The organism is Weissella tructae (assembly GCF_000732905.1).
Taxonomy (GTDB): Bacteria; Bacillota; Bacilli; order Lactobacillales; family Lactobacillaceae; genus Weissella; species Weissella tructae.
Window position 1 is genome coordinate 956,306 of the sequence record NZ_CP007588.1, and the last position, 13,627, is coordinate 969,932.

Genomic DNA, 13,627 nt, shown 5'->3' on the forward strand with positions numbered 1-13,627 from the left:
AGTCATTTAATTAGTGCTTAATTTTCAACACGCTTCAAACCAATTCCAGTCCATGCTGAGACAAGTGAGAAGACTGGTGAAAGCCATGCGAAGAATACAAATGGTGCGAATGCCCAAACTGAAACACCAAGTGTTTGTGCCGCAAAACTTCCGGCTACTCCCCAAGGAACAAGGTAGTTCAATACAGTTCCTGAGTCTTCTAATGTACGTCCCAAAGCAAGACGTGAAAGCTTTACACGATCAAAACTTTCCTTCCATAGTTGTCCTGGCAAAATCGTTGCTAGGTATTGTTCACCAATCATGAAGTTCGCTAATGTTCCTGTAAACAATGTTCCTGTAATGACACCAGCACCAGTCTTAATACGTGGTACCAATGGCGCCATAACGCTTTGCAAAATCTTTTGTTCTGTTAGCAGTCCACCCAATGACAAGGCCAGCATAATAATAATTACAGTTGGCATCATTGACATCATCCCACCACGATTAAACAATGCTTGTAATAATTCGTTTTGGCTATCTGTCTTGAATCCGTTCAACAATAGTTCGTTCAACGCCATTGGTGTGTTGTGTACTAAGAACATCGCTGATGTTACTAGAATGTTGACCAGCAATGTAATGATTGCTGGGATACGCTTAAGGGTCATCCCCACCAATAGCACTAGTGGTACAAGCGCTAACCAAGTTGGTGTCATAATTGTTTGTAGTTCATTCAACGCACTGACGTTCGTTGTCGCTGTATGGTTCATACCAAGAACTGTGAATAGAACCAAACTAACAAATAAACTAGGTAATGTTGTCCACATCATGTTCTTGATGTGCGCAAACAAATCCGTTTCCGCAATTGATGATGCCAAGTTAGTTGAGTCTGACAATGGTGAACTCTTGTCTCCAAAAATCGCTCCAGAGATGATTGCTCCAGCAAGTAGTTCAGGTGAGAACCCTAATGTTAATCCAATACCCATCAAGGCCACCCCAACAGTCGCAATACTTGTAAAGGCTGATCCAATCATTGTTCCAACCATTGACATCAATAGCAATGTTGTTGGCAAGAACCATTGTGGATTGGCAATGTTAAATCCAGCCCACAGCATTGTTGGGATAACATTTGTTGCCATCCACAAGGCAATCAACATCCCAATTAGCAAGAATAAGAATAACGGTGCTAGTCCAGTTTTCAATCCAGACAGCATTTGTGTTTGAATTTGTTCAAAAGAAAATTTATGTATACGTCCGAAGCCGATCACAATTGAAATACTAATGATCAATGGGATAAATGGTGGTAAACCAAATCCAATAATACTTACGGCAAATACTAATACTAAAATAAGCAATAAGCTTATTGCGGCCACAAATCGTGGTTGTTCAACTGTTTTCATGTCTGTCTCCAATTCATTATCAAAAAATTATGTGTTATGTGTTCACTGGTTTTATTCGATAACGAATTTTGCCACCAGCATGGCTTAGTTGGTATACCCCATCATATTGCTCCTTGCTTTGTTTGCTAAAAAAATAAAAAAGTCCCAACCGCGCACTAATGCACAGTTGGGACGAAACAGTCTGTTCGTGGTACCACCCAAGTTCATGCTGCCTAAAAAAGACAGCACCTCTAGTCGGATTTAATTGTTAATAGTTCAAGTTATGTACCTGCACCGTTCACAGCGACCACGGTTTCTCTGACATACAATACATACCTCTACTGATGAGTCCAATCATAGCGAGTATCGAAACGCTTGTCAACAAAAAAACAAAAAATAACTTACTTTTTATCAGACAACCTCAAATAATTAGTCTTTTTTCGCGTAGAAACGGTAGCTAATATATCCGAAGCTCAAACACCACACAAGCCCACCAATAGCGGCGTAACGGTCATTTGACGTTAGGAATAATGTTGTAAAAATAAAGACAAAGAAAATAATTGTTAATGGACTCGTAATTTTGAACCATGGCATCTTAAATCCGTCAGGCATGAAGTCTGCACTATTACGGAATTTACGATGTGCGATCATAATTAATAGATAAATGACCACTGTAATCGCGGCTGTTGCAGAAGCAAAGAAACCAAAACTTGACTCCAACATTGGCAAAGCACTAATCACAGGTGTTAATGAAATCAATGCTGCAGACCATAAAATAGCACGCGCTGGAATTGCATGATGAGAAAGCTTAGCAAAGTAACGTTCTACACGACCATCGTGTTCTTGTGATAATGCATAAATATCACGACCAGCTGAATAAATTAATGTATTCAGGGCAGACAAAGCTGCTGTTAGCACCACAAAGTTCATAACCGCTGCTCCCATTGGCAACCCCACTAATTGAAAGACCATCACAAACGGACTTTCATTTGTGGGGATGTAACGCCAATTGTAAATGGCCATAATCATAGCCAATGCCCCGATGTAGAAAAACAAAATTCGGAACGGCACGGTATTGATAACCTTTGGAATAACATCGCGTGGATTCTTCGTCTCTGCAGACATCAACCCCACAAATTCAATTCCCACAAATGAGAAAAAGACCATTGGGAACGCTTGTAAGAAGGCTCCACTTCCATTTGGGAACCATTCAAAATCAATACCTAAATTGCTAAATGACACGGCACCACCATGCGGACCTGATGTTTGAAATCCAGTCAACATCATGACAACACCGGCGAAAATAATAGAGATAATCGCAATAATTTTAATTGATGAGAACCAAAATTCTGCTTCTCCAAAATACTTCACCGCCGTCAAATTCAATAAAATCAAAATAGCCATAACACCTAATTCAATTTCCCAAATAGACAGTTGTGGGAACCAGTAGCGAATATACACAGCGATGGCCGTCAATTCAGCCATTGCTGGCAAAATTAGGGTTAACCAATATGACCACCCGACGAAATGTCCTGCTCCTGGCCCGATGTATTTTGAAACCACACTGACAAAAGAACTACGGTCTGGGTCAACATATAACATTTCACCAATCGCACGCATCATAAAGAATAACATTAACCCTGTAACGGCATAAATCACCAATACAGTTGGTCCTGTTAAACTGATTGTATCTCCTGATCCCAAGAACAATCCTGTTCCGATTGTTCCCCCGATTGCCATCATTTGAACGTGGCGTCGTGTCAAACCACGTGCTAATTCGGTTGGTTGATTTTTATTTTCATTCATTCTATTCACCTCGTTTTAATCCATGCATCAGTATAGCATTAAAATGAATAAAAATGCAAAACTTTTCGTATAATATGCACTTTTTGTCGAATATCCATTTTTATATGCAAAAAACGAGCTGTCATCCATTAAATAAACTACAAAATATACATTTTTAAAAAGCCTAAAGACTACCCAAAAGTTCAGATTTATGTTATATTAGTTCAGTTAACAAACTGACTCTAACACAAAAGTGTTAGGGCGATAAGGAGATTATATAATGCAAGCAGAAATTCACCCACAATACCAAGAAGTGGTATTCGTTGACTCAACTACTGGTAAGAAGTTCTTGACTGGTTCAACGCGTACTTCAGAAGAAACTATCGAATTTGAAGGTGCTACTTACCCAATGATTCGTGTTGAAATCACTTCAGATTCACACCCATTCTACACTGGTAAGCAAAAGTTTACTACTGCCGATGGTGCGGTCGACAAGTTCAACAAGAAGTACGGTTTGAAGTAATTTTACTTCTCTCAGTACAAAAAAAGACGATACCTTGTGTATCGTCTTTTTTTATTGCAATCATTAATTATACAAACAAAAAGCCTACGAGACATCATATCTCGTAGGCTTTTAAATTATATTGTTCATGACAAATGATTAATCTTCATCATCCGTGTTCAAAACAGACATAAAGGCTTCTTGTGGCACTTCAACGGTACCAACAGACTTCATACGCTTCTTACCACGCTTTTGCTTATCCAACAACTTCGCACGACGGTCTGGGTCACCTGTGTGGATCTTTGAGGTAACGTCCTTACGGTATGCCTTAATCGTTGAACGGGCAATAATCTTAGAACCAATCGCGGCTTGAATAGGCACTTCAAAGTTACGACGTGGAATGATTTCCTTCAACTTCTTCGTAATCACACGACCACGATCTTGAGAGAATTCACGCGCAACGATAAAGCTCAACGCATCAACCTTTTCACCATTCATCAAGATATCAATCTTAACAAGGTCTGATTGACGGTATCCTTCAATTTCATAGTCCAATGAAGCATAACCACGAGTTGATGACTTCAACTTATCGAAGAAGTCAAAAATAATTTCAGACAACGGAATGTGGTACTTCACGTTAACACGTGTTTCGTCCAAGTATTCCATTGTTTCAAATTCCCCACGCTTACGTTGTGCCAATTCCATAACAGCTCCAACATAGTCATTTGGAACCATAATTTGTGCAAGCACATATGGTTCTTCAATAGACTTGATTTCACTTGGATCAGGCATGTCAGCTGGATTCAAGACTTCGACCTTTTCACCGTCTGCTGTGTATGCATAATACGTTACAGAAGGTGCTGTTGTAATCAATTCTAGATCAAATTCACGTTCCAAACGTTCTTGAATAACGTCCATGTGCAAAAGACCCAAGAATCCAGTACGGAATCCGAATCCCAAAGCTTGAGATGTTTCTGGTTCGAATTCCAATGACGCATCGTTTAATTGTAGCTTTTCCAACGCTTCACGCAAGTCATTGTAACGTGCGTTATCTGTTGGGTACAATCCAGAATACACCATTGGTGTCATTGGTTGGTATCCTGGTAATGGTTCATCTGCTGGGTTAGCAACCGATGTAATTGTATCACCAGGGCGTGCATCACGAATGTTCTTGATTGACGCAGCAACGTATCCAATATCACCCGCCATCAAGGCATCACGCTTGATTGGTTGTGGTGAGTTAACCCCAACTTCTGTGACTTCATATTCTGCTTCAGAGTTCATAAAGCGAATCTTGTCACCTGGCTTAACAACACCATCACGGACACGAACAGTTAGGATAACACCCTTATATGAATCGTACGTTGAATCAAAGATCAACGCCTTCAATGGGGCATCCAGTTCACCATCTGGTGCAGGAACAGTTTCCACAATTTGTTCTAGCAAATCATGAATTCCAATTCCTTGCTTGGCAGATGCTAACACAGCTTGTTCGGCGTCAATACCAATCACTTCTTCAATTTCATCCCGAACACGTTCTGGTTCAGCGGCTGGCAAATCAATCTTGTTAATCAATGGGATGATTTCTAGATCGTTTTCCATAGCCAAATAAACGTTGGCCAATGTTTGTGCTTCAACACCTTGGGCAGCGTCCACAACCAAAATAGCACCATCGGCCGCAGCCAATGAACGTGATACTTCATATGAAAAGTCCACGTGACCTGGTGTGTCAACTAGATGGAAAATATATGTTTCTCCATTGTCAGCCTTATAGTGCACTTCAACAGCATTCATCTTGATTGTGATACCACGTTCACGTTCAAGTTCCATTGTATCTAATAATTGGTTCTGCATCTCACGTTCAGTAACTGTATGTGTAGCCTCTAAGATACGGTCTGAAATAGTAGACTTCCCGTGATCAATATGAGCAACGATACTGAAGTTACGAATGTGGGACTGGCGCGCCTGCATTTCTTCTAAATCCATTTTTGCGCTCCTTTTCTCTTGTTAATTTCTTTGTCTTTTCCATTATACAGGGATATTCACCGTTTGTAATGTATTCCAGCAAAAGACATCAAAAAAGGACCTGGAAATAAATTCCAAGTCCTTTTTGCGCTTATTACTAAGCAACTTTTAGGGTTAGATTACTTGTCTGAAATCGCAGCGATTCCAGGCAATTCCTTACCTTCAAGGTATTCAAGAGAAGCCCCACCACCAGTTGAGATGTGTGATAGCTTGTCTGCAACACCCAATTGTTGAACAGCGGCTGTTGAGTCACCACCACCAACGATTGTAGTTGCGTTGTTTGATTCAGTAACCTTAACTAATTGTTCACCAATTGAAAGAGTTCCCTTAGCGAAGTTAGGCATTTCGAATACACCCATAGGTCCATTCCAAACAACAGTCTTTGCGTCAGCAAGAACTGAATCGAACAATTCGATAGATGCAGGTCCAATGTCTAGTCCCATGTATCCATCCTTGATTCCATCAGTTGCCACGTAAGTGTCGGCATCGTTTGAGAAAGCATCAGCAGCGATTGCGTCAACAGGCAAGACCAACTTGTCTCCTGATTCAGCAATCAACTTCTTAGCCAATTCAACCTTATCCATTTCAACCAATGAGTTACCAATTGTCTTACCCATTGCTACGTCGAATGTGTAAGCCATTCCACCACCGATAATTACCTTATCAGCCTTGTGCAATAGGTTTTCAACGATTTCAATCTTGTCTGAAACCTTGGCTCCACCAATGATTGCAACGAATGGACGTTCTGGCGCGTTAACCGCTTCACCCAAGAACTTGATTTCCTTTTCCATCAAGAACCCAGCAGCAGCTTGGTCGATGTTTGAGGCGATTCCAACGTTAGAAGCGTGCGCACGGTGCGCAGTTCCAAAGGCATCGTTAACAAAAACATCACCAAGCGATGCCCAGTACTTACCCAAAGCTGGATCGTTCTTTGATTCGCGCTTTACTTCGTTTCCTTCTGCATCAACATCAGCAAAACGAGTGTTTTCAAAGACAAGAACTTGTCCGTCAGCCAATCCATTGATAGCTTCTTCCAATTCAGGTCCTTCAACTGCTGGTACAAATGTTACAGATTGTCCCAACAAGTCAGCCAAGCGTTGTGCAACTGGCTTCATTGAAAGCTTCTTCTTGTCATCGTTTGACTTGATACGTCCCAAGTGTGAGAAGATAACTGGACGTCCACCATTTTCCAACACGTACTTAATTGTTGGCAATGCAGCAACGATACGGTTGTCGTTCCCAACAACCATTTCTCCTTCTTCTTCCTTCAACGGTACGTTGAAGTCAACACGCATCAATACTTTCTTACCTTGCAAATCCAAGTCATTTACAGCTAACTTTGACATGTTTTGGTCCTACTTTCTTTGTATATTTGATTTAAATTAATAAAAAAACAGGCGATCCAGTTTACACCAAACCACCTGTTTAAATTTAATAACCGAACTGATTATTAAAGCTTTGCCAAGTGCAACAATGTACGGATCATGTTTGAAGTAAATCCGTATTCGTTGTCGTACCAAGCAGCAGTTGTAACCAATTGGTGGTCTCCTGCAGTCACAACTTCAGTCAAAGTTGGGTCAAAGACGGCACCGTGTGTGTCACCAATGATGTCTGATGATACGATTTCGTCTTCGTTTACACCGAATGAGTCGTTAACGTACTTCTTAACAGCATCGTTAACTTGTTCAGCAGTAACCTTGGCGCTCAAGATAGTTGTCAATTCAGTGATTGAACCGTCAACAACTTGCACACGTTGTGCGTGTCCGTTCAACTTACCCTTCAATTCAGGGACAACAAGACCGATAGCCTTGGCTGCTCCAGTTGAGTGAGGGATAGTGTTAACACCCGCAGTACGGTTGTTACGAGGCTTTGAACCCTTAGGTCCGTCCAAGATCATTTGTGTTGAAGTGTAGGCGTGGATAGTAGTCATCGTACCAACTTCAATTCCAAATTCCTTGTTCAATGCATTAGCCAAAGGAGCCAATGATTGAGTAGTACATGAACCAGCAGATACAATGTTATCTTCTGACTTCAAGATGTCTTGGTTAACACCGTAGACAACTGTAGGCATGTCTCCAGCAGGTGCTGAAATCAAAACCTTCTTTGCACCAGCGTCCAAGTGAGCTTGTGACTTTTCCTTTGAAGTGTAGAATCCAGTAGATTCAAGAACCAATTCAACAGAATCGTTTTCAACCCACTTCAAATCAGCGGCGTTACGTTCTGCGTAGACACGAATCTTCTTACCGTTAACGATGATTCCATCTTCGTCTGCAGAAACTTCTGCATCCAAAGTCCCGTGAGTTGAGTCATACTTTAGCAAGTATGCCAACATAGCAGGGTTAGTCAAGTCGTTAATCGCAACAACTTCGATGCTTTCAGCAGTATCCTTCAATTCAAGAATACGACGGAATGCCAAACGTCCAATACGTCCAAATCCATTAATACCAATCTTAACAGTCATTATTAATGATTCCTCCAGAATTTAATTCGCAAAATACATTGCAGCTTTACAAGTATTATTATACGACTTTGCGCAAAGTTTCGCAAACGCTATATACCGCAAAGCTTAGGCACTTTTCTTAATTGGTGCTCCTTGTGAAAAACGTGGATCACCCATATTTTGAATAGGTCGTATAATAGTCCCTTTTAAAACTAACGCTTTATAATCAACGTTTTCATTTTTCACAAAATAATAAATTGCAAATGCAACACGATATACGGCCATAAAGATTGATGTAACGACCATTTTTGCGACAACGATTCCAACTAGCACACTGATTAACATCAGGGTAAAACTTAACATACTTAACATTTCGCACCTCTTTTATTAGCTTTAACTTAACTTGTTTGTAAAAATAAAACTCAGACTAGCTGAGTCGATATATATATCATATCATTAAGTTAAACTTAACGTAAAGTAGTTAAACCTAATTTAAATGTTATGTTTTTCTAAACATAGCCACGACGGCGATAATAACTTAATGTTTCGTCTGCGAAGTCTAATGGATAACCAAACTTTTCCATCAGCATCCATGGCGCTAATGGTTGATCCGCATATTCACGTATTAAGTGATCTAAGTCAGCTGGTTCTGTCATATAACCAATAACGTTTTCGCGCGCCATAATTTCATTATTATGGTGACGAATACTGGCCCCATAATCTAACATATTTCCTAAATCGAACATGACATGAAAATATTCTTCGACTAACGTTTGTGCTTTTTCAAAAGTTGATAGATGTTTATCAATAAAAATATAGGCAGTTGTACCCTTTAAAGTGATAACGCCTGCTAAACCAGACTTCTCTTTTAAAGGCATGTTGTCCAAAATGACAGGTGTCAATCCTTCAGCTTGTAGGTCGTCTTCTACTCGCATCAGCAAATCATCATATTGCCTAGTTTGCATTCCGGTCCTCGTAGTCAGCAATTAAGCCTTCTACGTATGACTTGGCACGATCAATTACACGTGCGCGTTCATCATCAGGTAATCCTGAGATATCAAGTCCCCAATGGGCTGCCATTAAAATAGGCTCATCTGATTGCTCGTTCTTGACGACTTGCTCTGGATCTTCAACAAGATCAGACTTATTAATACCGAAGTATTCAGCCATTGTTTCAATTTTATCAATACGTGGGTATGTCTTACCATTTGACCAGTCCGAAATTGTAGCAGTTGATACGCCTACAATTTCTGATAGACGCGCCGCGGTCATACCGTGTTGCTTCAGCAATCGCTTGATATTCTTACCCATGATTGCCTTGCCTTCAGAAGTTGCCATATATTCACCTTTTCATGTTTTTATTTATATTATTCATAATAAAGGTAAACTTAACAAAAAACAAGGTTTAACCTAACAACCTTTCTGAATTGCTTTTAAATTATGGGTTCGCTATAATTATTTAAGTTATTGGACCCGTAGTGTAATGGATATCACGTTAGATTCCGGTTCTGGAGATGTGGGTTCGATTCCCGCCGGGTTCATAGAGACAATAGTCAAAAAGAAAAGCACTACTCAAAAATGAGTAGTGCTTTTCTTTTGTTTAAACTTACTTAGTAACTTTGAATTGCGTTAACGGTGTCATGATATTAGTTCCTTGTTCACTTAAATAATGAATTAAATGATCCGTCATACTACCCGGAATTTCTCGAATAGTTTTATTTGGATTAAACATATCAAATCCACCAGCCCCAGTTGCACGATATTGATTCATCGCAACTTCGTAAACAGCTGTCATCTGAATGGGTCCTTGATTTACTTCTTTCAAATCTTGAACACGATGTCCAACAGGCTGTGTTAAGTCAAAAGTATAATCTATGCCTGACCACATATCATAATTATAATGTTCAACCTTGGGCCATAGATACTTCGGGTTAACGACCACTTCATCCCCATCAATTTGGAAATACCCTGCGTTAACTTCCAATGCATCTTTGATGTCCTGTCCTGTTAAACGTTGCACGACCACTTCATTCGGATAAATGTAGTTAGTCATGATGTCGCGACGTGTAACCGACTTACGCAAACCTTGAACCTCATCATTAAATAATGCGGTAGAAGCAATTTTTGTATCACTAACGTCCATTTGAACCGTGTTGACCAAATCAATATAGGGATGTCCTGCCATTCGGGCAGCAAAATGATCCGTAATGTTCATATCCTTTGGCATGGTCACAATTGGTGTATCCAACCATTGGTCAGTGAGTACCTGAACCGGCTCAATTAATTTTTGCACAACAGTGTTTACAGCCATGTGTTCAGTTTCAAGCAACTGAGCTTCTGTGCTCATCACTTTGTTGGCCGCATCTAATTGCAAATCAATTTTACCAATTGCTTCACCACGATAACCCGGTTGGGTCACAGGTGTACCTGCAATATGTGTCGCAATCTTGCGATGTTGATGCCCGGTAACAACTGCATCAACACCTGGCAACAAGGCTAATTCATATCCTTGGTTTTCACCTGATAACGTTTCAGTTGGCTTACCAGTTTCTAAATCACGTTCAATTCCACCATGATAGGCCACCACGATAATATCTACCTTGGGACGTAACTCATCAACGTATTTCTTAACGGTTGTCACTGGGTCGAGAAAACGCAAATGTTCGATATGCGTGTCTGTTTCCCAGTTCGGTACATATTGCGTTGTAACCCCAATAATTGCTGTCTTGATACCAAGCTTTTCAATCAACCGGTATGGTTGACCGATAAAGGGCTTACCTGTTTCGCTATCCACGACATTCGCATTTAACAGGTATTCATTATCTTTATACAACTTTTCTAGGAAATCACGGCCATAATTAAATTCATGATTACCTAATATTTGCGCATCATAGCCAATTGCTTCAGCTAGCGTATTAAAGGTCGTTAATTGCTCTTGTTGCTTCGCATAATCTGTTAGCGGTGATCCTTGAATAAAATCACCATTCTCAATCATAATCGTGACATCCCCGTCACTTTGCTCTTTTAAAGCGGTTGCGCTTTTGGCCAAGCCAAAATTCTTCTCGGTATACGGATACCGGAAATCATCTGGCAACACATATCCGTGAACATCTGATGTTGATAAGATACTAACTTTCATGCTCTACCTCCTAGACAATACGACGACGAATAGCCCCTGAAATGTAATCAATGACGGTAACCATAATAATGATTCCGACCAAGATAATTCCAACACGTTCCCAGTTTCGCGTTTGTAACGCAAAAATAAGTGGTGTTCCAATTCCACCAGCACCCACAATACCTAAAATAGACGCAGAACGAACTGAAATTTCAAAACGATATAGCGTGTAGTTTAAAAATTCAGGCAATACAGTTGGGAATGTTGCCAAATTCAATGCTGATAATGGCGTTCCTCCAGCACTAATAATGGCCTCTTCTGGTCGACGGTCAACGTTTTCAACTGCTTCACTGAACAACTTCCCAAGCATTCCAATGGAATGAATAGAAACAGCCAATACACCCGCGTATGCTCCTGGTCCAACAGCCTTAATAAACATCAAGGCTAATACAATTTCAGGGAATACACGAATCACTGTTAGTACAAATTTACCAATCATTGATTGTACCTGAAACTTCTTTGATGTATGTGCTGCCCAAAAAGCAAATGGCACAGACAAAATCGCTGAAATAAATGTTCCAAGGAATGCAATCGCCAATGTTTCAATCAAGGCTTGAATTAAATCTTCCCCCTCAGGGTTATAAATATAAGCCCAGTCAGGATTTAACAGCCCAGAGAAAATCGCTTTTGTAATTGTCCCCGCTTGTTCTTTAATCGGTGAAAATCCAACACCCATAAAAGCCCAAATATAGATAGCAACGACAACAAAGGTAATCATCCAGGGACGTGACTTTTGCCACAGTGTTTTTTGTCCAATCTTCATTATGACAATGCCTCCCGTAAATGATTTGATAATGCATCAACCAATACAACAACAACCAGAATACCTAATACAACGATGATTGTTCGATCGTAACGGAACATTGACATCGTTTGTTCTAAGTACAATCCAACTCCACCCGCTCCAACATATCCAAGAACCGTTGAAGAACGAATATTAATCTCTAATGCATATAGGAAATAAGACGCAAATTGATTCAATACTTGTGGAATAATCGCAAACGTAATACGTTGTGGCATGTTCGCACCACTCGCTGTTAATGCTTCCACTGGTCCAGCATCAATTGTTTCAATCGCTTCATAAAATAGCTTTGAAATCATTCCAAAACTAAAAATCGCAATGGCTAGTACCCCGGCCATCGGACCAATCCCGACAATCGCAACGAACACAGCTGCCAATAGCATTTCTGGTACCGCACGAATAATATTTAGAATAAAACGAACTGCCCCACGGACAACAGAATTAGTCACGATATTATTTGAGGCCAATAAACTGATTGGCAAAGCCGCTGCCGCACCTAGTAGCGTTCCTACTAGCGCCATTTGAATCGTTTGCATGATTGCAGGAATAATAACCATCATGTATGCCCAATCTGGATGTAGCATTTGCTTCCAAATGACACCAAATTCAACCCAATTAAAGTCTCCAGTTACCCCGACAATGCTAGCAGTTTGTAGAATCATCAAAACAAATAAGACCAGTAACAACACCGTTTTAAGATGCCATTGTTCAGCTACTGTTCGTGTTGGTAATTGATTCATGCTAGTTCCTCGCCTGACTTACCCGTGTAAATCTCTGAGAAGTCATTTTCTGTTACTTCAGCGATTGGCTTATCATAAACTAATTCACCACCACGAAGACCGACAATACGTGTTGCATAACTCATGGCCAACGGCACACTGTGCAAGTTAACAATGACTGTCATCCCCAATTCTTCGTTCAACTTCTTCAAGTCATCCATAACCGTTTTCGTTGTACGAGGATCTAGTGATGCAATTGGTTCATCAGCCAAGATAATATCTGGAGATTGCATCAATGCACGCGCAATGGCAACACGTTGTTGTTGTCCACCTGACAGTTGATCTGCACGAACATAGTATTTATCAAGCAAGCCGACACGTTCCAAGTTTTGAACAGCCTTTTCTTTATCTTCAGGCGTAAAGAAGCCCATCATGCTATCAAATGTTGAATAGTATCCGACACGTCCTGATAGCACATTCCGTGCAACGCTTGAACGCTTAACTAAATTAAAGTTTTGGAAAATCATCGCAATGTTACGACGCAATTCACGTAACTTCTTTCCTTTAGCTTTGGTAATATCTTCACCATCAATCAAAATTTCACCTGAAGTTACATCATGTAATTGGTTAATCGCACGTAGTAATGTACTCTTACCAGCTCCAGATAGACCAACAATCACCACAAATTCTCCGGCTTTAATATCCAAATTGATATTATTTAGCCCGATTGTGCTATTATCATAAATCTTTGAAACTTGCTTAATGCTAACGTTACCTTTTTCCGTGTTCATCTTCTGCTCCTTTAAACACTAAGTATCCCT

At 40.3% G+C, this 13,627-nt stretch carries 13 protein-coding genes and 1 tRNA gene; 2 read left to right on the plus strand and 12 right to left on the minus strand.

All coding sequences use genetic code 11. The features are described 5' to 3' along the window. Window positions 1-17 precede the first annotated feature (17 nt). Together WS08_RS04625 and WS08_RS04630 are read right to left on the minus strand one after the other, a co-directional pair. The gene (locus WS08_RS04625; protein WP_009496282.1) at window positions 18-1,376 is read right to left on the minus strand and encodes a Na+/H+ antiporter NhaC family protein; all 1,359 of its coding nucleotides are present in this window, start codon (window positions 1,374-1,376) and stop codon (window positions 18-20) included. Between the two features lie 408 nt (window positions 1,377-1,784). Next, the gene (locus WS08_RS04630) at window positions 1,785-3,161 is read right to left on the minus strand and encodes an amino acid permease (RefSeq protein WP_038528495.1); all 1,377 of its coding nucleotides are present in this window, start codon (window positions 3,159-3,161) and stop codon (window positions 1,785-1,787) included. 259 nt (window positions 3,162-3,420) lie between these two features. Between WS08_RS04630 and WS08_RS04635 the strand changes: the two genes are divergently transcribed. Next, a complete protein-coding gene (locus WS08_RS04635; RefSeq protein WP_009496280.1) occupies window positions 3,421-3,663 on the plus strand; it encodes a type B 50S ribosomal protein L31 in 243 nt (80 codons plus the stop codon). A gap of 138 nt (window positions 3,664-3,801) precedes the next feature. On the opposite strand, the gene lepA is transcribed toward WS08_RS04635, so the two are convergent. The 6 genes from lepA to WS08_RS04665 form a co-directional block, all read right to left on the minus strand. Continuing rightward, window positions 3,802-5,628 (minus strand): translation elongation factor 4, encoded by a 1,827-nt coding sequence (gene lepA / locus WS08_RS04640; protein ID WP_009496278.1) that lies wholly within the window; start codon window positions 5,626-5,628, stop codon window positions 3,802-3,804. 158 nt (window positions 5,629-5,786) lie between these two features. After that, window positions 5,787-7,013, minus strand: a complete 1,227-nt coding sequence (locus WS08_RS04645) for a phosphoglycerate kinase (protein WP_009496276.1) — start codon at window positions 7,011-7,013, stop codon at window positions 5,787-5,789. A 104-nt stretch (window positions 7,014-7,117) separates the two neighbouring features. Beyond that, the gene (gene gap / locus WS08_RS04650) at window positions 7,118-8,128 is read right to left on the minus strand and encodes a type I glyceraldehyde-3-phosphate dehydrogenase (RefSeq protein ID WP_009496274.1); all 1,011 of its coding nucleotides are present in this window, start codon (window positions 8,126-8,128) and stop codon (window positions 7,118-7,120) included. 105 nt (window positions 8,129-8,233) lie between these two features. Further along, on the minus strand, window positions 8,234-8,479 hold the full coding sequence (locus WS08_RS04655) for a hypothetical protein (RefSeq protein WP_009496265.1): 246 nt from the start codon (window positions 8,477-8,479) through the stop codon (window positions 8,234-8,236). 137 nt (window positions 8,480-8,616) lie between these two features. Further along, a complete protein-coding gene (locus tag WS08_RS04660; RefSeq protein WP_009496263.1) occupies window positions 8,617-9,072 on the minus strand; it encodes a hypothetical protein in 456 nt (151 codons plus the stop codon). Beyond that, window positions 9,062-9,445 (minus strand): helix-turn-helix transcriptional regulator, encoded by a 384-nt coding sequence (locus tag WS08_RS04665; protein WP_009496261.1) that lies wholly within the window; start codon window positions 9,443-9,445, stop codon window positions 9,062-9,064. Before WS08_RS04665 ends, WS08_RS04660 begins: the two co-directional genes overlap by 11 nt. Before the next feature lie 131 nt (window positions 9,446-9,576). On the opposite strand from WS08_RS04665, the gene WS08_RS04670 reads away from it, so the two are divergent. Continuing rightward, window positions 9,577-9,648 (plus strand) — tRNA-Arg (locus WS08_RS04670). 65 nt (window positions 9,649-9,713) lie between these two features. Here the strand turns inward: WS08_RS04670 and WS08_RS04675 are convergent. The 4 genes from WS08_RS04675 to phnC are packed head-to-tail and all read right to left on the minus strand — an operon-like array spanning window position 9,714 to window position 13,597. Then, window positions 9,714-11,246 carry a bifunctional metallophosphatase/5'-nucleotidase gene (locus tag WS08_RS04675; RefSeq protein WP_009496259.1) on the minus strand — a complete coding sequence of 511 codons (1,533 nt, stop codon included), beginning with the start codon at window positions 11,244-11,246 and terminating at the stop codon, window positions 9,714-9,716. Between the two features lie 10 nt (window positions 11,247-11,256). Beyond that, window positions 11,257-12,048 carry a phosphonate ABC transporter, permease protein PhnE gene (gene phnE, locus WS08_RS04680; protein ID WP_009496257.1) on the minus strand — a complete coding sequence of 264 codons (792 nt, stop codon included), beginning with the start codon at window positions 12,046-12,048 and terminating at the stop codon, window positions 11,257-11,259. Then, window positions 12,048-12,827 (minus strand): phosphonate ABC transporter, permease protein PhnE, encoded by a 780-nt coding sequence (gene phnE / locus WS08_RS04685; protein ID WP_009496255.1) that lies wholly within the window; start codon window positions 12,825-12,827, stop codon window positions 12,048-12,050. Before phnE (WS08_RS04685) ends, phnE (WS08_RS04680) begins: the two co-directional genes overlap by 1 nt. Continuing rightward, a complete protein-coding gene (phnC, locus tag WS08_RS04690) occupies window positions 12,824-13,597 on the minus strand; it encodes a phosphonate ABC transporter ATP-binding protein (RefSeq protein ID WP_038528501.1) in 774 nt (257 codons plus the stop codon). The genes phnE (WS08_RS04685) and phnC overlap by 4 nt, the downstream gene beginning before the upstream one ends. Window positions 13,598-13,627: the final 30 nt, after the last annotated feature.